At 71.7% G+C, this 16,810-nt stretch carries 18 protein-coding genes; 7 read left to right on the top strand and 11 right to left on the bottom strand.

Going from position 1 to position 16,810, the window contains the following annotated elements:
• The first annotated feature begins 117 nt into the window (after positions 1–117).
• Positions 118–1,416 (top strand): M28 family peptidase, encoded by a 1,299-nt coding sequence (locus tag AC068B_RS11495; RefSeq protein ID WP_478670785.1) that lies wholly within the window; start codon positions 118–120, stop codon positions 1,414–1,416.
• Between the two features lie 82 nt (positions 1,417–1,498).
• Here AC068B_RS11495 and msrB read toward each other — a convergent pair whose 3' ends face one another.
• The 4 genes from msrB to AC068B_RS11475 form a co-directional block, all read right to left on the bottom strand.
• On the bottom strand, positions 1,499–1,906 hold the full coding sequence (gene msrB, locus AC068B_RS11490) for a peptide-methionine (R)-S-oxide reductase MsrB (RefSeq protein ID WP_356249433.1): 408 nt from the start codon (positions 1,904–1,906) through the stop codon (positions 1,499–1,501).
• Between the two features lie 23 nt (positions 1,907–1,929).
• The gene (gene murC, locus AC068B_RS11485; protein WP_478670784.1) at positions 1,930–3,333 is read right to left on the bottom strand and encodes a UDP-N-acetylmuramate--L-alanine ligase; all 1,404 of its coding nucleotides are present in this window, start codon (positions 3,331–3,333) and stop codon (positions 1,930–1,932) included.
• Positions 3,334–3,461: 128 nt separating this feature from the next.
• On the bottom strand, positions 3,462–3,944 hold the full coding sequence (locus AC068B_RS11480; protein WP_468558542.1) for an indole-3-glycerol phosphate synthase: 483 nt from the start codon (positions 3,942–3,944) through the stop codon (positions 3,462–3,464).
• A gap of 132 nt (positions 3,945–4,076) precedes the next feature.
• The gene (locus AC068B_RS11475; protein ID WP_478670781.1) at positions 4,077–4,877 is read right to left on the bottom strand and encodes a pyrimidine reductase family protein; all 801 of its coding nucleotides are present in this window, start codon (positions 4,875–4,877) and stop codon (positions 4,077–4,079) included.
• Positions 4,878–4,913: 36 nt separating this feature from the next.
• On the opposite strand from AC068B_RS11475, the gene zapE reads away from it, so the two are divergent.
• The 4 genes from zapE (at position 4,914) to AC068B_RS11455 (ending at position 8,481) form a co-directional block, all read left to right on the top strand.
• Complete coding sequence (zapE, locus tag AC068B_RS11470) at positions 4,914–6,005, top strand: cell division protein ZapE (protein WP_468558546.1); 1,092 nt, start codon at positions 4,914–4,916, stop codon at positions 6,003–6,005.
• A 137-nt stretch (positions 6,006–6,142) separates the two neighbouring features.
• A complete protein-coding gene (locus AC068B_RS11465; protein ID WP_478670780.1) occupies positions 6,143–7,504 on the top strand; it encodes a PhoX family protein in 1,362 nt (453 codons plus the stop codon).
• Positions 7,505–7,561: 57 nt separating this feature from the next.
• Positions 7,562–8,128: a DinB family protein gene (locus tag AC068B_RS11460; protein ID WP_478670778.1), complete on the top strand. Its 567-nt coding sequence runs from the start codon at positions 7,562–7,564 to the stop codon at positions 8,126–8,128.
• Positions 8,125–8,481, top strand: a complete 357-nt coding sequence (locus AC068B_RS11455; protein WP_478670777.1) for a DUF4180 domain-containing protein — start codon at positions 8,125–8,127, stop codon at positions 8,479–8,481. The genes AC068B_RS11460 and AC068B_RS11455 overlap by 4 nt, the downstream gene beginning before the upstream one ends.
• A 21-nt stretch (positions 8,482–8,502) precedes the next feature.
• On the opposite strand, the gene sph is transcribed toward AC068B_RS11455, so the two are convergent.
• Entirely contained in the window at positions 8,503–9,489 is a 987-nt protein-coding gene (gene sph / locus AC068B_RS11450; RefSeq protein ID WP_478670776.1) for a sphingomyelin phosphodiesterase, read from the bottom strand.
• Positions 9,490–9,809: 320 nt separating this feature from the next.
• Here sph and AC068B_RS11445 point away from each other — a divergent pair, with 320 nt between their 5' ends.
• Complete coding sequence (locus AC068B_RS11445; RefSeq protein WP_478670774.1) at positions 9,810–10,571, top strand: class I SAM-dependent methyltransferase; 762 nt, start codon at positions 9,810–9,812, stop codon at positions 10,569–10,571.
• Here the strand turns inward: AC068B_RS11445 and AC068B_RS11440 are convergent.
• The 6 genes from AC068B_RS11440 to AC068B_RS11415 form a co-directional block, all read right to left on the bottom strand.
• Positions 10,568–11,620 (bottom strand): cytochrome P450, encoded by a 1,053-nt coding sequence (locus AC068B_RS11440; protein ID WP_478670772.1) that lies wholly within the window; start codon positions 11,618–11,620, stop codon positions 10,568–10,570. The genes AC068B_RS11445 and AC068B_RS11440 overlap by 4 nt on opposite strands.
• 117 nt (positions 11,621–11,737) lie before the next feature.
• Positions 11,738–11,818, bottom strand: a complete 81-nt coding sequence (locus AC068B_RS11435) for a tryptorubin family RiPP precursor (RefSeq protein WP_223828759.1) — start codon at positions 11,816–11,818, stop codon at positions 11,738–11,740.
• A 183-nt stretch (positions 11,819–12,001) separates the two neighbouring features.
• Positions 12,002–12,580 (bottom strand): TetR/AcrR family transcriptional regulator, encoded by a 579-nt coding sequence (locus AC068B_RS11430; RefSeq protein ID WP_478670770.1) that lies wholly within the window; start codon positions 12,578–12,580, stop codon positions 12,002–12,004.
• Between the two features lie 53 nt (positions 12,581–12,633).
• On the bottom strand, positions 12,634–13,818 hold the full coding sequence (locus AC068B_RS11425) for a Cmx/CmrA family chloramphenicol efflux MFS transporter (protein ID WP_478670769.1): 1,185 nt from the start codon (positions 13,816–13,818) through the stop codon (positions 12,634–12,636).
• 107 nt (positions 13,819–13,925) lie between these two features.
• Positions 13,926–15,089, bottom strand: coding sequence for a methyltransferase (locus AC068B_RS11420; protein WP_478670766.1), 1,164 nt, complete (start codon positions 15,087–15,089; stop codon positions 13,926–13,928).
• Positions 15,090–15,297: 208 nt separating this feature from the next.
• The gene (locus tag AC068B_RS11415; protein ID WP_478670765.1) at positions 15,298–15,816 is read right to left on the bottom strand and encodes a hypothetical protein; all 519 of its coding nucleotides are present in this window, start codon (positions 15,814–15,816) and stop codon (positions 15,298–15,300) included.
• Between the two features lie 194 nt (positions 15,817–16,010).
• Here AC068B_RS11415 and AC068B_RS11410 point away from each other — a divergent pair, with 194 nt between their 5' ends.
• Positions 16,011–16,703, top strand: coding sequence for an alpha/beta fold hydrolase (locus AC068B_RS11410; protein ID WP_478670764.1), 693 nt, complete (start codon positions 16,011–16,013; stop codon positions 16,701–16,703).
• The last annotated feature ends 107 nt before the right edge of the window (positions 16,704–16,810 follow it).

Below are 16,810 nucleotides of genomic sequence, written 5' to 3'. Positions count from 1 at the left end.
CCTCAACATCAGGCAACGCACAGCACGCACAGCTCCAAAGGCGCCCCGCGGCACCCGCGTCGCAGGGCGCCTCGCACGTTCCGTCCCTCACGCTGTTCGGAATACGGAGCCCCACACATGAAGCTCTTCAGACGTGCGGCCGTCGGTGCCGCCACCCTGGCCATCGGCGGCCTGCTCGCCACCGCCACCCCGTCGGCCGCCGCGCCCTCGCCCACCCTCGCGGCGCCCGACATCCCGCTCGCCAACGTCAAGGCGCACCTCTCCCAGTTCCAGTCCATAGCCTCGGCCAACGGCGGCAACCGTGCCCACAATCGCCCCGGCTACAAGGCCTCCCTCGACTACGTGAAGGGCAAGCTGGACGCCGCCGGGTTCACCACCCGCATCCAGCAGTTCAGCAGCAGCGGCACCGGCTACAACCTGATCGCCGACTGGCCGGGCGGGGACGCCAACCAGGTCCTGATGGCGGGCGCGCACCTCGACAGCGTCTCGGCGGGGCCCGGCATCAACGACAACGGCTCGGGCTCGGCCGGTGTCCTGGAGACCGCGCTCGCCGTCTCGCGCGCACAGCTCCAGCCGACGAAGCACCTGCGGTTCGCCTGGTGGGGCGCCGAGGAGCTGGGCATGGTCGGCTCGCGGTACTACGTCAACAACCTGCCCGCCACGGACCGTTCAAAGGTCAGCGGCTATCTGAACTTCGACATGATCGGCTCGCCGAACCCGGGCTACTTCGTCTACGACGACGACCCGACGATCGAGAAGACGTTCAAGGACTACTACGCGGGCCTGAACGTCCCCACGGAGATCGAGACCGAGGGCGACGGCCGCTCCGACCACGCGCCGTTCAAGAGCGCGGGCATCCCGGTCGGCGGTCTGTTCACCGGTGCCGAGCGCGCCAAGTCCAGTGCGCAGGCCCAGAAGTGGGGCGGCACGGCGGGCCAGGCCTTCGACCGCTGCTACCACTCGTCCTGCGACACCACGTCGAACCTCAACGACACCGCGCTGGACCGCAACAGCGACGCCATCGCCCACGCGATCTGGACCCTAGGCGCGGGCACCACGGTCCCGCCCGGTGACGCGTACGAGAACACCGCGGACGTCGCCATCCCGGACAACGGCGCCGCGGTGACCTCGACGGTCAACGTCACGGGCCGCACCGGCAACGCCCCCGCCACCCTCAAGGTGGACGTCGACGTCCGGCACACCTGGCGCGGCGACGTGGTCCTCGACCTGCTCGCCCCCGACGGCACGGCGTACCGCCTGAAGAACTCGAGCAGCAACGACTCGGCGGACAACATCGTCGCCACGTACACGGTCAACGCGTCGAGCGAGACGGCCAACGGCGCCTGGAAGCTCCAGGCCCAGGACGTCGCGTCCCAGGACACGGGCTACATCAACAGCTGGAAGCTGACGTTCTAGAGCGCATCTGCGCGCCTCGGAACAACCGCCCCGGTACCGGCCACCAGCCGGTGCCGGGGCTTTCCGGTCGCTCGCCCCTCGCTCAGCCCTCGGTGGGCGCGAGCCGCAGCGAGATGCTGTTGATGCAGTACCGCTGGTCCGTCGGCGTGGCATAGCCCTCGCCCTCGAAGACGTGGCCCAGGTGCGAGCCGCAGCGGGCGCAGCGCACCTCGGTGCGGACCATGCCGTGCGAGGAGTCCTGGAGCAGCTCGACCGCGTCCGTGTCCTTCGGGTCGAAGAAGCTCGGCCAGCCGCAGTGCGACTCGAACTTCTCCGTCGAGGTGAACAGCTCCGCGCCGCAGGCACGGCAGGAGTAGACGCCCTCGGTCTTGGTGTCCGTGTACTCACCGACGAAGGCCGGTTCCGTACCGGCCTGGCGCAGCACCGCGTACTCCGAAGGGGTCAGCTCCGCTCGCCACTGCTCGTCGGGCTTCTCGACGTCGTACGACATGGGTGGACTCCCCTTACTTCGACTTACTTCGACAGCTCGGCCAGGATCTGCGGGCCGAGGTCCGTGACGTCGCCCGCTCCCATGGTGAGAACGAGATCGCCGGGCTTCGCCATTCCCGCGAGCGTCCGGACGGCCGCCGACTTGTCGGACGCGGCCGCGACCTCGGCGCCCGCCGCACGGGCGGCGTCGACGATCAGGGCGCTGGTGATGCCGGGGATCGGGTCCTCGCGGGCCGGGTAGATGTCCAGGACCACAGAGGAGTCGGCGAGGGCGAGGGCCCGGCCCATCTCGGTGCCCAGTTCCTGGGTGCGCGAGAAGAGGTGGGGCTGGAAGAGGACGAGGATGCGGGCGTCGCCCGCGGCGGAGCGCATCGCCTCCAGGTCGGCCGTCATCTCGGTGGGGTGGTGCGCGTAGGAGTCGATGACCTGCGCGCCCGCGGCCTCGCCCTTGAGCTGGAGGCGGCGCTTGACGCCGGTGTACGACTTCAGGGCACCGGCCAGGTTCCTGGACGGGATGCCGAGCGCGACGCCCGCCGCGAGGGCCGCGACCGCGTTGTTCGCGTAGTGGCGGCCGGGCACCGAGACCGTGAAGGTCAGCAGCTTGCCGTCCAGGAGGACGGTGACCTCGCTGGTCAGACCGCGTGCCGTGATCTTGTGGATGCGCAGGTCCGCGTCCTCGGACTCGCCGTAGGTGACGACCTTGAGCTCTCCGAGGTCCCGGACGCGCCGGGTCAGCTCCACGGCGCCCGGCTGGTCCGCCGAGATGACCAGGGTGCCTCCGGGGACGACCTTGCCCGCGAAGATCTCGAAGGATTCGTAGATCTCGTCCATCGACGCGTAGTTGGCGTGGTGGTCGAGCTCCACGTTGAGGACGATGGCGACCTCGGGCGCGTACTTGTGGAAGCTGCGGTCGCTCTCGTCGGCCTCGGCGACGAAGATGTCGCCCTCGCCGTGCAGCGCGTTCGAGCCCGGCACGTCCAGGTCGCCGCCGATCGCGTACGACGGGGCGAGGCCGAGGGTGGCGAGGGTGACGGCGAGCATCGAGGTCGTCGTGGTCTTGCCGTGCGTGCCCGCGACCGCGATCGGGCGCAGGCCCTTCATCAGGGAGGCCAGGGCGTCCGAGCGGTGCACGACGGGGATGCCGAGCTCGGCCGCGCGGGCCAGCTCGGGGTTGTCCTCGCGGATGGCGGAGGAGACGACGACGCAGGTCGCGTCGGGCGCGAGGTGCGCGGCGTCGTGGCCGATGTGGACCGTGGCGCCGAGCGCGCGCAGCGCCTCGGCGGTGGCGGACTCCCGGGCGTCGCTGCCCGCGACCTTGGCGCCGCGCTGGGCCAGGATCTTCGCGATGCCCGACATTCCGGCGCCGCCGATGCCGATGAAGTGCGGTCGGTCCATGTCGGCCATGGACTGGGGCAGGCCGGGTGCCATGCGTGTGTCTCCCCTGGTGGTGCGACGAGTGCGACGGGCACGGTGTGGTGTCGCCCCGTGCGCGTCCGGGCAGGCCCCAGCCTATTGCCTCCGCGGGGCGCGGCCGCCGGGCCCCGCGGAGGGGGCGGCTACGCCTCGTCGGCCGCGCTGTGCGAGAAGAGCTTGAGCACCGGGACGCCCACCTTGTGGCGGGCCCGCGAGGCCCAGTCGCGGTGGAAGAACTCCTCCACGTAGTGCGGGTCCGTCAGGACGATCACCTCGTCGGCCCCGGCCTCCGCGACCAGTGTCTTGAGTGCGTCCAGGGGATGGGCCTCGATGAGCCGCCCCTCTGCCGCGCAGCCCGCCGCCCGCAGCGCCGTCAGCGAGACCTGCAGCGCCCGCTCCCCGAAGCCCGTCGCCTCCTGCCCCTCCGGGGTCTCGCCCTCGCGCGCCGCCTCGTCGAGCTCGCCGAGGGCGACGTCGTCGATGGCCCGCAGCAGGCGGTCCGCCTGGTCGCCCCGCGGCTGGAGCAGCACGTGGAAGGTGATGGGCTCGTCGCCGTGCAAGGTGGTGACGAACTCCACGTCGGCGGACGTCAGGGCTTTCTCGATCATCAATACGCTTGTGAACACGCCAGGCGCCCTTCTCATCCGTGGGCCCTCCTGAGGCCCTTGCGGAAACCATCCTGCCCCGTGGCCGCACGGGGTCTGCGAGATCTAGTGTGCCCAGCCGAAGCCAAACGGAACGACTGATTCCGCCGATTGTCAGGTACGACGGTAGCGGGTGAAGAGGAACCCGGCCTCCTCCAGTACGGACGTCAGTGCGAATCTGTCCGGCGCCGCCAGAGCGGATCCGCCCGCGATCCGCTGCGCGTCCCCCGCGGTGAGCATCGGCGACACCGTCAGACAGAGCTCGTCCAGCGCTCCGGCGGCCACGAACTGGCCCAGCAGGCGGGGACCGCCCTCCGTGAGCAGCCGGGTGAGCCCGCGCTCGGCCAGGGCGGGGGCCACCCGCTCCGGCTCCACGGTCGCCCCGTCGCCCGCGATCACGACGACGGCGCCCGCCTTCTCGGCCGCGGCGATCCGGTCGGCCGGTGCGGAGGCCCCGGTCACGAGCAGCGTGGGCGTCATCGGCGAGGTGAAAAGCGGAACGGAGAAGTCCAGGTCAAGACCGGCGCTGACGACCGCGATGGCGGGCGCCTCCGTCTGCCCTGCGGCGGCCCTGCGCCCCGCGAAGGCCGCACGCGCTTTCGCCGGGCGGTACCCCTCCTTGCGGACGGTCTCCGCACCGACGATCACGGCGTCGGCGAGGGCGCGCAGGGTGCCGAAGATGCGCATGTCCGTGTCGCCGGAGATCGGCTGGGAGCGGCCCTCGTGGTGGGCCGCGCCGTCGAGCGTGGACACCATGTTGGCGCGCAGCCAGGTCGACTCCCCCGCCGGATAGGCGTAGGCGTCGGCCAGCTCGTCGAGGCTCCACTCCCGGTCGGCCGTCTCACCCGTGCGATGGGGCGTCCGATCGTGTGTCCGGTCGGCTGTCTGGTCGGTCACAGGGAACAGGCGTCGCATATCCGCAGTCTTGCACGCCCCTTAAGCTGGGGAACCGTGTCGTCCTCCACCGCCGCCTCCGGGCACCACCCCATAGCCGAAGTGGCTCCGCTGTCGCTGTGCGCCCGCGAGCCCCGCGTCCCCGCCGACCGTCTGGTCGCCGAGATGGTGCCGCCGCCGCGCTTCCAAGCCGCCCGCTTCGACACGTACATCCCGGACCCCGATCAGCCGAGCCAGACCGCGGCGATCGGCGCCCTGAGCGGCTTCGCGGCGGGGCTCGGCGGGGCGCATGCGAGCGGCGCGGGCAAGCGCCGCTGGTTCCAGAAGAAGGCGGCCGCCCCCACGGGCCCCCGCGGCATCTACCTCGACGGTGGCTACGGCGTCGGCAAGACCCACCTGCTCGCCTCCCTCTGGCACGCGACGCCCGCGGCCCCCGAGCAGAAGGCGTTCGGCACCTTCGTCGAGCTGACGAACCTGGTCGGCGCGCTCGGCTTCCAGCAGACCGTGCGCACCCTCGGCGGGCACCGGCTGCTCTGCATCGACGAGTTCGAGCTCGACGACCCGGGCGACACGGTCCTGGTCTCCTCGCTGCTCTCCAAGCTCGTCGGGGAGGGCGTGGCGCTCGCCGCGACCTCGAACACGCTGCCGGGCAAGCTCGGTGAGGGCCGGTTCGCGGCCACGGACTTCATGCGCGAGATCCAGGGCCTGTCCGCCCACTTCAAGGCGTTGCGGATCGACGGCGAGGACTACCGCCACCGGGGCCTTCCGGAGGCGCCCGCTCCGTACTCGGAGGAGCAGGTCACCAAGGCGGCGTACGCGACCGACGGCGCCTCGCTCGACGACTTCCCGCATCTTCTCGAACACCTGTCCAAGGTCCACCCGAGCCGGTACGGCGCGCTGACCGACGGGCTCGGCGCCGTCTGCCTCACCGATGTGACGCCGGTGCCGGACCAGTCGACCGCTCTGCGCCTTGTGGTGCTCGCCGACCGGCTGTACGACCGAGAGGTGCCGGTGCTCGCCTCCGGTGTGCCCTTCGACCGGCTCTTCAGCGAGGAGATGCTCAACGGCGGGTACCGGAAGAAGTACTTCCGTGCCATCTCGCGGCTCACGGCGCTCGCGCGGGACGCCAAGGGACTCGTGGGCGAGTAGCCCGTCGGCAGCATCTGCTGCCACGGGGGCCCGGGACGGCACGCGAAACGGAAGCTACGCGCGTGGTTCCCGTGCACCAGAGCGCGTGGTACACACATCCGGTCACATTCCTGTCCGCCAGCAGGAGGTTGCCCATCATGTCTGCCACTCGACGTCAGGTCCTCGCCCGCTCCGGTGCCGTGGGCGCCGGAATCGCCTTCACCGGCGCGCTCTCGGAACTCTTCGCGGGCACCGCGGCCGCACAGGGAAAAGCCGGTTACGGCCCCCTCGTCCCCGACCCCAAGGGGCTGCTCGACCTGCCCAAGGGGTTCCGCTACAAGGTCCTCTCCCGCGAGGGCGACGAACTGCGGTCGGGTGAGGGCAAGGTGCCCAGCAACCACGACGGCATGGCCGCCTTCCGCGGCAAACACGGCGGCGTCAACCTGGTCCGCAACCACGAGAACCGCGTCACCGGAAAGATCGGCGTACCCACGGTCGAAGGTCTGACCTACGACCCGATGGCCAAGGGCGGCTGTACGGCGCTCGCGCTCGACCGCAGAAACAACGTCGTCGGCGAACGCGTCGCCATCGCGGGGACCGCCGTCAACTGCGCGGGCGGGCCGACCCCTTGGGGCACCTGGCTCACCTGCGAGGAGACCGAGGACAGGGCCGGGACGAACGGCTACACCAAGGACCACGGCTTCATCTTCGAGGTCGACCCGGTCGATCCGCACCGCACCGGCGCGGTGCCGCTGACCGCGATGGGCCGCTTCCAGCACGAGGCCATCGCCGTCGACCCGAAGCGCGGCGTCGTCTACGAGACCGAGGACGCCTTCCTCAAGCCGTTCGGCCTCTTCTACCGCTTCCTGCCCGAGAAGCCCGAGGGCGGCCGCGGTTCGCTGCGCGCGGGCGGCAAACTGCAGGCGATGCGGGTGCCCGGCGTGCCCGACCTGTCCTCGATCCAGGAGACGGGCGCCAGCTTCGACGGCATCGAGTGGGTCGACGTCCCTGACCCGCTGGCGGCCCAGACCCCCATCCGCCTCCAGGACTTCGGCAAGAAGGGCATCACCCACGCACAGAAACTGGAGGGCTGCTACTGGGGCGGCTCGTCCGTCTACTTCGTCTCCTCCTTCGCCCACAGCGCGGAGGGCTCGGCGGCCGACCACTTCGGCCAGATCTGGCGCTACGACCCGTCGAAGCGCCGCCTCACCCTCGTGATCGTCTTCGGCCCGAGCACCGACATCCAGCTGCCGGGCGAGTCCCCCGACAACATCTGCCTCGCGCCGAGCGGCGGCCTGATGGTGTGCGAGGACGGCGGCGGGGCGCAGTACGTGTACGGCCTCACCCGGGGCGGCGAGGTCTACGCGATGGCCCGCGGGCGGCAGAACATCGGCACCCCGGAGGAGCCCGAGTGGGGCGAGTTCGCGGGCGTCACCTTCTCCCCCGACCACGACACGATGTACGTGAACTGCTACACGCCCGGCACGACGTTCGCGGTGACGGGCCCCTGGCACAGGTAGCGGGCGCGGGAACAAAGCACTGGCGGGCCCGGCTCCTCACCGACGACCATGGAAAGCATGAGCGACGAGAGTGACCGCCCCGAGCGATGGAGCCGGGCCACCACCTATCCGGACATGTGGGCCGATCCGGACGACGACCCCCGCGACAGCGAGGGGAACAGTCCGGACGGCGAGCTCCCCACCCTGCTCGACTTCCTGTCGGGGTACCGCATGACCCTGCGGATGAAGTGTGAGGGCCTGGACCCGGAGCAGCTGGCCCGGCGGTCGGTGCCGCCGTCGACGATGTCGCTCCTCGGCCTGGTCCGTCATCTCGTCGAGGTGGAGCGGGACTGGCGCACCTGGATCAGTGACGAACCGGTCCCGAAGCTGTACGGCGAGCGGGGCGCGGACTTCACCGGGGCCGTCGCGGACCAGGGCGTGGTCGACGAGGCGTTCGCGTCGCTGGAGCGCGAGCAGGCCGCGACCGACGCCCTCCTCGCCGCCCATCCGGACCTGGGCGAGCGCCTGGGCAAGGACCGGACCTCGGTGCGCGAGCTGCTGGTGCACCGCATCGAGGAGTACGCGAGACACTGCGGGCACGCCGACCTGTTGCGCGAGTGCGTCGACGGGAGGGTGGGCCAGTGACGGGCACCGGGGAGCAGAGCGCGGTCCTGATGTGCGACGCCGAGGGCGAGCCGATCGCCGGGGAGCGCGACATCATGGACCTCGTCGGCAACGCCGCATGGCAGGGCGCCCAGTGGGTCGCCGTCCCGGCCGAGCGGTTCGACGAATCGTTCTTCCGGCTGCGCACCCGCGTCGCGGGCGACATCATCCAGAAGTTCGTCACCTACCGCGTGGGCCTCGCCGTCCTCGGTGACATCTCCCGCCACACCGAGGCCAGTTCGGCCCTGCGTGACTTCGTCCGGGAGTGCAACCGAGGACGGCAGACGTGGTTCCTCGCCGACGCCGAGGAACTGCACGAGCGCCTGAAGGGCTAGGTCCCTGGACCCCCTCGGCCGCTAGGACGCGGTCACGGGGTAGTGGTCCGACAGGTTCGTGTACGTGTACTCCTTGCCCCAGCTGGAGACCGTCCAGGGCGCGCTCTGCTCCTTGATGACGTTGTTGGTCCAGCTCGCGGGGCGGGCGTGGCCCTTGCGGTGGAGGATGTAGTCCAGGTCTTCGCGGGGGTCGTCCGGGTAGCGCTCGGCGGCGATCGAGTTGTCCCGGGTGTCGAAGGAGTACGGGTGGCCGGTGCGGCCGTCGGCGGGGGCGAAGTCCCCGTCGGCGAGCATCGAGGCGTACTCGGGGCTGTGCGAGTCGACGTTGAAGTCCCCCGCCACGATGACCTGTTCGTCGGCGGGGATGTTCTTGGCGTCCAGGAAGGCGTCCATCTCCTTGAACTGCTTCGCGCGGGTGGCCGCGGCCTCGCCGCTGCCGCAGCCGGGGTCGGTGGACTGGGTGTGGGTGCCCACGACGTGCGTCTTGGTGCCGTTCACGTCCAGGACGGCGTAGACGAAGCCCTTGTTGGAGTACGAGTCGGAGCCGCAGGCGTCCTTGTAGACGTACTGCTCCTTGCGCACGATCGGCCACTTGCTCAGGACGGTCACGCCGCCGTCCTCCGGCGTCACCGAGGAGTACGCGCCGCCGGTGGCGTCCCAGCCGCTCTTGCTGCGGCCCATCACGGGCGTCTGGTGCGGATATCCGGCCGCCGCGTTCGCCTTCAGCGCGTCGGAGGCGGAGTTGTCGAACGCCTCCTGGAGCACGACGACGTCCTGGCCCCGGAAGAAGTCGGCGGCCGGTATCGCCTTGGCGCGGTGGTCCTGGCCCCAGTTCGGGTAGAGCGTCTTGCTGAACAGGAAGGTGTTGTACGTGAGCACCTTGAGCGGCGGCGGGGCGGCCGAGGCGTCGGCGGCGGTCGCGGAGGGGGCGACGGCGGCGAGCGTGGCGGCGGCGAGCACGGAGGTGATCGCGGCCGCGTGGGTCCTGCGCAGCGCTGTGTGCGGCACGGAAGCTCCTTGGGGTGGGGGGTGGTTGCTGCGAGCTCGCACATCCAACCAGCTGTGATTACGCCTGGGGATACGTCGCGTGAACACTCTGTTCGATCCCTTCGGAAAGCCGCGCCGCCGGGGCCCGGAAAACCCCTCTGACGGCCTCCCGCGGGCTCACGAACGCCTCTTGGGTGCGGCCTCGGAGTGCCGGGCCCGGCACCCGCCCACCGACCCCGCAGGCGCTCGCCGAAGCCTTCTCGCGAGCACCCGCAAACCACCTCTGACCTGGGCTTTCCCCTCCTTCGACTCTACAATTGGGGCCTAGGGAAGGGGACTTGATGGATCGCAGCATCCGCACGATCGACGACGTGATGAAGCTCCTGGACGGCCTGTTCGCGCCGGAGGCCGACCGCTGGACCGCCTCCGGGGCCGACTGGTGGGACGGCTTCTACGCGGACCGCGACAAGCCGGTGCCGTTCTTCGCGGCCAAGCCGGACGAGAACCTCGTCTCGTACGCCGAGCGGGGCCTCCTCGCGCCGGGCCGCGCCCTCGACCTCGGCTGCGGCCCCGGGCGCAACGCGCTCCACCTGGCCGCCCTCGGGTACGAGGTGGACGCCGTCGACCTGTCGCGGGCCGCCCTCGACTGGGCCGCGGACCGCGCCCGCGAGGCGGGGGCCGACATCCGGTTCCACCACGGCGACGCCTTCGCGCTCACGGAGACCGACCTGACCGGCCCGTACGACGTGATCCACGACTCGGGCTGCTTCCACCACCTGCCACCGCACCGCCGCATCAGCTACCTCGCCCTCGTCGACCGCGTCCTGGCGCCCGGCGGCCACCTCGCCCTCACCGCCTTCGCGGCGGGCGAGGCGGGTGAGGCGGGCATGGGCTCCGAGTTGTCGGACGCGGACTTCTACCGCGAGGCCCGGCTGCACGGCGGCGTCGCCTACACGGCGGACGCGCTGCGCGGGATCTTCGCGGGCCTGACGGAGGTCGAGGTGCGCCGGATGCGGGACGAGCCGCCCGGTTCGGAGCTCTTCGGTGAGCCCTTCCTCTGGACGGCCCTGTTCCGCCGCGGAGATCCGTCGGAAGGGCGCTAGCTCCCGCGCCGGACGAGTCGCACCTTGTCGACGCCGAGCAGCCCCGCGAGCGGCACCTTCGCGGTGGTCTGCCGCGCGTCGACCGTCGTCCCCTCGGCGCGCAGGATGTCGAGCAGCATCCCGGCCAGCGGCATCACCATGTGGCGCCCCCAGCAGCGTTCGGAGGCATGGCCGAAGGGGAGGTAGCCGGGGTGGTCGTCGGGGTCGAGGGTGGCCCAGCGCTCGGGGCGGAACTCGTCGGGTTCGTCCCAGAGTTCCGGGTCCCGGTGGCTGAGCAGCGGCAGGAGCAGGACGTCGTCGCCGGTGCCGATGCGGTCGTCGAGGGCGGTGTACTCGGGGGACGCGTTCCGCAGGATGTTCCAGGACGGCGGGAGCAGCCGCATGGACTCGTACAGGATGTGCTCGTTGGGCGTCTCGTCGTCGAACGGCGCCCCGAGCCAGTACGCGTTGGCGACGAGCGTGGAGACGGTGAAGCAGACCGGGGCGGCCGCCCGCCGGTACAGGCCCATGGCGTAGCGACGGTCGCTGTAGGTCGCGGCGTTCGCGGTGAGGCCCGCGATGCTGGTGACGGGGGCGCCCGGGCGGAGCCTGCCGGGCAGGGCGGCTCCGGTGGCGATGACCGTCCAGGTCAGCTTGGGCGTCAGCTCCAGGGTGCGGTCCATGAGGATGCGCAGCCGGTACGGGTCGGCGCCGAGGATCAGGTCGCGCAGGTAGACGTGGCCGACGTGCGGCCACTCCCCGGAGAGGTCGAGGCGGCCGGGCACCGGCTTCTTCAGCGCCGCCCGCACGTCACGGCCGATGGCCTGCATGACGCCGGAGGCCTCGGTGCGCGGGATGGAGCGGCCGTGGAGGGGCTTGAAGGTGGGGCGCTCGTGCTCGGTGGCCGGGCGCGCGGCGAGGATCTGGTCGGTCAGGACGGGCCCGGCGACGCCGACGGTGTCGTCGTCCAGGCGGAACACGTCCTGGCCGCGGTGGTCGCGCAGCAGGGCGTGGAGGCGCGGCGTGAAGACGGTGGACCGCGCGAGCCGGTCGGTACCGGAAATCGACATCGGGGATCTCCCAGGGCGGGAGGCCCGGCCCGGCGGCCGGTTCTCGGCACACCGGGCGCGGGCCTCAACGGCGCATTACGTCCCTACGGTCTGGTGCCGGTGGCACCAGGGACTGGCCTAGTACCAGTGGTACCAGGCGTACGCCTTCAGGCTCTTCTCACCGGTGATCTTCTTCTTGAGGGAGCGGACAACCTTCATGGTTCATACCTCCGGTCGTTTCCGTCGGCCCTTGTGGGGCATGGACCTGCGGAGCGTCGCCGTCCGCGATCAACACCCGATAAACGCGCAGGTGATGGGCTATGCCGGGCATGTCGGGAGTGGAGCGTGGCGAACCGTGGGCGGCGGACGTGAGCGGTACGTCAGCGAGCCGCATGCGCGCGGTCACAGGTCGGCGAGTGCGCCGTCCACCGTGGCGAGCAGCACCTCGCGGTCGTCCTGTACGCGGCTGAGGACGCGCAGGCCGTAGTACGTGCTCTGGACCCGGCGGGCCACGACCCTCGCGTCACCGGTGGACCGGATCTCGCCCGCGCCGCGCCCCGCCTCGACGACCGCGCACAGCTCGTCCTCGACCCGGTCGAAGCTGTGCCGCACCGCCTCCCTGACCTCCGGGTCGAGCCCGGCGAGCTCGACGGCGGCGTTGATCGCGAAGCAGCCGCGGGCGCCCGTCTCGTCGAGGTCGGCGTCGACGGCGTGGATCATCATGGTGCGCAGCCGCTCCTTGGCCGGGCCCTCGCCGCGCAGGATCTCGACCTGCTCCGCGGTGGCGGTGTCGTAGTAGCGCCGCAGGGCGCGGAGGTAGAGCTGCCGCTTGCCGCCGAAGGTGTTGTAGAGGCTCGAAGGGCCGAGGCCCGTGCTGTCGCACAGATCGCGCGTCGAGGTGGCTTCGTACCCGTGCCGCCAGAACGTCTCCATGGCCGCGGCGACGACGCGGTCCTCATCGAACTCTCGTGGTCTGGCCATGGGCCCACGGTAGACGTTTTGGAACACATATACAAAACACTGCCCTACGAGGATCAAGCCGCCGCGGCGGATGCGCCCGCACCTCGGCCCTCGCGCCCTCGCTGCAGACGCGCCGCCCACAGCACGCCCGCCACGCCCGCGACGGCCAGCGCGGCGCCGACCCAGGCCACCGAGGCGTAGCCGTGTCCGGCGTCGATGGCCAGGCCGCCGAGGAGCGGGGCCACCGTGTTGCCGACGTTGAACGCGGCCGTGTTGGTCGCGCCGACCAGCGTGGGCGCGCCCGGCGCCAGGGTGAACACCCGCGACTGCAGAGCCGGGTTGGTGACGTAGCCGACGAGGCCGAGCAGGAAGACCAGGGCGATCACCACGGCCGTCACGTGCGCCGTCAGCGCGAGCAGCGCGGAGAAGAGCGCGAGGCCGCCGAGCCCCAGGCCGAGCGTACCGAGGGGGTGCGACTGGCCGGTGCGCCCGCCGATCACGATGCCCGCCATCCCGCCGACGCCGAACAGCGCGAGGACGGCGGGCACCCACCCCTCGGAGACCCCGCTCACCTCGGTGAGCAGCGCCGCCAGATAACTGAAGGTGACGATGACGGCGCCGAAGGCGAAGGCGGTCACGGCGTACGAGAGCCAGAGCTGCGGCCGTGCCATGGCGCGCAGTTCGGCCCCGACCGAGGGGCGCTCGCCCTCGCCCCGGCCGCCGGGGACGACGAGCAGCGTGCAGACGGCGCTGACCGCGGTGGCCGCCGCCACCGCCCAGAACGCGGCGCGCCAGTCGGAGAACTGGCTGAGCAGCGTGCCCGCGGGGACGCCGACGATGGTGGCGAGCGTCAGCCCACCGGCCACCACGGCGACCGCCCGCGCCTTGGCCTCCGCCGGTACGAGCGCCACCGCGGCGGCCACGGCGACGCCCCAGTACCCGGCGTACGCGAGGGCGCCGACCACCCGGGTGACGAACAGGACGGTGTAGCCGGGCGCGAGGGCGCCGACGACGTGGGCCACGACGAAGGCCGCCTGCAGCGAGACGAGCGCCGTGCGCCGCGGCCAGCCGAGCGTGACGACGGCGAGCAGCGGTGCGCCGACGACCATGCCGATCGCGAAGGCCGAGATGAGCAGCCCGGCGTCGGGAACGGACACCCCCAAGTCGTCGGCCATGCCCGGCAGCAGGCCGGACAGCATGAACTCCGAGGTCCCTTGGGTGAAGATGCCAAACCCGACCATGTACACCGCGAGCGGCATGGAGCCGTCCCCCCTTTTGACTTTTGGAGCAAGTGCTTCAGAACTGACCGACGAGGCCGGACGCTAGCACATTCTGAATCACTCGCTTCAAAACGGGGTTGTCGCCCTCACCCCTGGCCGGGCGCCAGCCTCCAGAGCGAGGTCACCTCGGCCGCGCGGGCCGCGTGCAGCGGGTCGGTGGGATCGGCGGCACGCGGATGGCGCGGCGCGATGTCGAGACGGTCCACCACCCGCAGCCCCGCCTCGCCAAAGGACGTCAACAGCGCTTCCCGCGAACGGAGTTGGAGATGTTCAGCCAGGTCGGAGAGGACGAGCCAGCCCTCCCCCGCGGGTTCCAGATGCGCGGCGAGCCCGGCGAGGAAACCGTGCAGCATGGCGCCGCCCGGGTCGTACACGCCCCGCTCGACGGCGGAAGTCGGCCGGGCGGGCAGCCACGGCGGATTGCACACCACGAGTGCGGCCCTGCCCGCCGGGAAGAGACCCGTACCGAGGACGTCCACGCGCCCGGCGAGACCGAGGCGCTCGACGTTGTCGCGCGCGCACGCGACGGCACGCGGGTTGATGTCGGTGGCCACCACACGGTCCACCCCGCGGCGGGCGAGGACGGCCGCGAGCACGCCGGTGCCGGTCCCGATGTCGAACGCCGTACGCGGCCGGGGCGCACCGTCCCGTGGCGCGGCGCCCGGGAGCGGCGCCCGCGCGACCAGGTCGACGTACTCGCCCCTGACCGGCGAGAACACCCCGTAGTGCGGGTGGATGCGGGCGTCGAGAGCGGGGACGTACACCCCCTTGGCCCGCCACTCGTGGGCGCCGATCACGCCGAGGAGCTCCCGCAGGGAGACCACCATCGGCCCGTCGGACGGGCCGTAGGCCTCCCGGCAGGCCGCGCGGACGTCGGGGGCCCGGCGCAGCGTCAGCCGGTGGCCGTCGTCCAGGCGCACGAGCAGCATGCCGAGCACACGGGCCCGGTGGCCGCGGGCGCGGCGGTGCAGGTGGAAGGAGTCGGCGGGGGTGGCGCCCGGCGCGGGCGCCTTCCTGTCGACGCGGCGGCCCAGCGCGCCGAGCAGCTGCCGGGCGCCGTGGAAGTCGCCGCGCCAGAGCAGCGCGGTGCCCTCGCAAGCGAGGCGGTGGGCGGTGGCCGCGCTGGTCGTGTCATCGGCGACGACGACGCGCCGGGGTGGCGCGGAGCCGCTCTCGGAGTGCCAACGGGCGTGCTGGGACGGGCTGTTGGCATTGGTCTGGTCGTTCTCGGTCCACTCGATGCGGGGCATCAAGGACTCCTCGTGATCGCGGGGCGCTGGGGCACGAAGAGCGCTTCGACGCGGGAGGCCTCAAGGGCTACCGGACTACCGGGAGAATGCCGAGTGTCCGGCAGGAAAAGGGCATGCGGAACCCCCGCGTCGCCGCGCGCGAGCGGGAGTCAGCCGACGACCATGCCGAGAGTCACGGGGAACAATCTGCCATACGGGACCCAGGGCGCTAGACCAGATACAGGCCCGCGAAGTGGTTCCAGCCCTCCGGCACCCACTCGTCGCTGTTGCGCGCGGGGTCGTACGTGAGCAGGCGGGCCAGCAGCATCAGCTCGTGCCAGGCCGCGTCGGTCTCGCGGGCCCATGCCGTGCCCGCGTTCTCCACCAGGTCAAGCGCCATGGTCACGCGCAGGTCGAGGGCGGCGAGTTGTTCGTGGGCGCCCTCGGGCAGCAAGTCTCCGCGCCGGTCCATCATCGAGCGCAGCAGCTCGCAGCTCTCCGTCAGGTGCCCCCGCATGGCCCGGATGTTCGCAGCGGAGGGGCGGGGCGGAACGGACTGCTCCATGAACAGCCCGGAGGCGAGCGTGTGCCAGTAGTGCGCTTCGTGGAACAGCGGCGCGCGCTGGTCGTCGGGCACGTCGGCGAACGCGGGCGGCGGCTCGTCGCCGTTCTTCAGCGCGTCGGTCCGAGCCTGGTCCACCCAGCTCTTCGCCAACTGCCGTACGTCGTCGCGGAGTACCGGACGCATAGGGGGTTCCTTCCGTCACCATCGGGCACTTTCGGGGCCGTTCCGAGACTGCCTCGACATGCGCCCCACTTCTGCATTGTGCGTGGACAAGGCCCGTTGCATGCGTCACATCGAGGGGCGGCCACCGGAGCGGAACAGTCCACGTACAAGATCTAGGGGTGCCGCCGGGCGCGTACGAGAAAGGCACCACCACCATGAAGCTGCACACCCACGAGTGGGGAACGGGTGACCGCGTCGCCCTCCTCGTCCACGGGCTCATGTCGGACCACCGCACCTGGCGGCGCGTAGGGCCCGCCCTCGCCGACCGGGGCTACCGCGTCATCGGCGTCGACCTGCGCGGCCACGGCGCGAGCGGGCGCGGCGAGTACGGCGCGCGGATCTTCGCGGACGACCTCGTCGACACCCTGCCGACCGGCGCGGAACTGGCGATCGGACACTCGCTCGGCGGTCTCGCCCTGGCCCTCGCGGCCGAACGGCTCGCGCCCGCGCGGGCCGTCTACTCCGATCCGGCGTGGGCGCTGGGCGGCGAGGGTTCGGTCGACCCCGCGATGTTCGTGGAGTTCCAGCGGATCCCGCGCGACGTCCTGGCGAAGTTCAACCCGCGCTGGGAGGCGGCCGACGTGGACGTCGAGATCGCCACGCTGGCCGACTGGGACCCGGCCACCGCGCTCTCGCTGTCCGGCACGGGCGCCGTCGACCACACCCCCGCCGCGCCCGTCGTGCCTTCGCTGGTGCAGGTCGCGGACCCCAGCGCCGTCGTCCCCGACGCGCTCAAGGAGGAGCTGGCGCGGCGCAACTTCGAGGTGCGCACGGTGCGGGGCGCGGGGCACACCATCCACCGGGACGACTTCGACGGGTTCATGGGGTCGCTGGCGGGCTGGCTGTGACCGTGCGGCACTGACCGGCCGCGGGCCCGTCCGCACCGGCTCGCCCGCACCGGCCCTGCGCGGGCCCGGACGAGTGGCGATGGGCCCGGGTGGGCCGAGCCTTAGTC

It is taken from the genome of Streptomyces sp. NPDC042371, from assembly GCF_056437465.1.
Note: the sequence above shows the minus strand (reverse complement) of the source record. Positions and strands in the feature narration are given on the sequence as shown.

What these genes read in the sequence shown, in the direction of transcription:
- AC068B_RS11440 (WP_478670772.1), bottom strand. Translation starts at nt 11,620, where the DNA reads ATGTCGATTTCCGGTACCGACCGGCTCGCGCGGTCCACCGTCTTCACG.
- AC068B_RS11495 (WP_478670785.1), top strand. Translation starts at nt 118, where the DNA reads ATGAAGCTCTTCAGACGTGCGGCCGTCGGTGCCGCCACCCTGGCCATC.
- murC (WP_478670784.1), bottom strand. Translation starts at nt 3,333, where the DNA reads ATGGCACCCGGCCTGCCCCAGTCCATGGCCGACATGGACCGACCGCAC.
- AC068B_RS11435 (WP_223828759.1), bottom strand. Translation starts at nt 11,818, where the DNA reads ATGAAGGTTGTCCGCTCCCTCAAGAAGAAGATCACCGGTGAGAAGAGC.
- AC068B_RS11475 (WP_478670781.1), bottom strand. Translation starts at nt 4,877, where the DNA reads ATGCGACGCCTGTTCCCTGTGACCGACCAGACAGCCGACCGGACACAC.
- AC068B_RS11415 (WP_478670765.1), bottom strand. Translation starts at nt 15,816, where the DNA reads ATGCGTCCGGTACTCCGCGACGACGTACGGCAGTTGGCGAAGAGCTGG.
- AC068B_RS11445 (WP_478670774.1), top strand. Translation starts at nt 9,810, where the DNA reads ATGGATCGCAGCATCCGCACGATCGACGACGTGATGAAGCTCCTGGAC.
- AC068B_RS11465 (WP_478670780.1), top strand. Translation starts at nt 6,143, where the DNA reads ATGTCTGCCACTCGACGTCAGGTCCTCGCCCGCTCCGGTGCCGTGGGC.
- AC068B_RS11430 (WP_478670770.1), bottom strand. Translation starts at nt 12,580, where the DNA reads ATGGCCAGACCACGAGAGTTCGATGAGGACCGCGTCGTCGCCGCGGCC.
- msrB (WP_356249433.1), bottom strand. Translation starts at nt 1,906, where the DNA reads ATGTCGTACGACGTCGAGAAGCCCGACGAGCAGTGGCGAGCGGAGCTG.
- AC068B_RS11420 (WP_478670766.1), bottom strand. Translation starts at nt 15,089, where the DNA reads ATGCCCCGCATCGAGTGGACCGAGAACGACCAGACCAATGCCAACAGC.
- AC068B_RS11425 (WP_478670769.1), bottom strand. Translation starts at nt 13,818, where the DNA reads ATGCCGCTCGCGGTGTACATGGTCGGGTTTGGCATCTTCACCCAAGGG.
- AC068B_RS11410 (WP_478670764.1), top strand. Translation starts at nt 16,011, where the DNA reads ATGAAGCTGCACACCCACGAGTGGGGAACGGGTGACCGCGTCGCCCTC.
- AC068B_RS11460 (WP_478670778.1), top strand. Translation starts at nt 7,562, where the DNA reads ATGAGCGACGAGAGTGACCGCCCCGAGCGATGGAGCCGGGCCACCACC.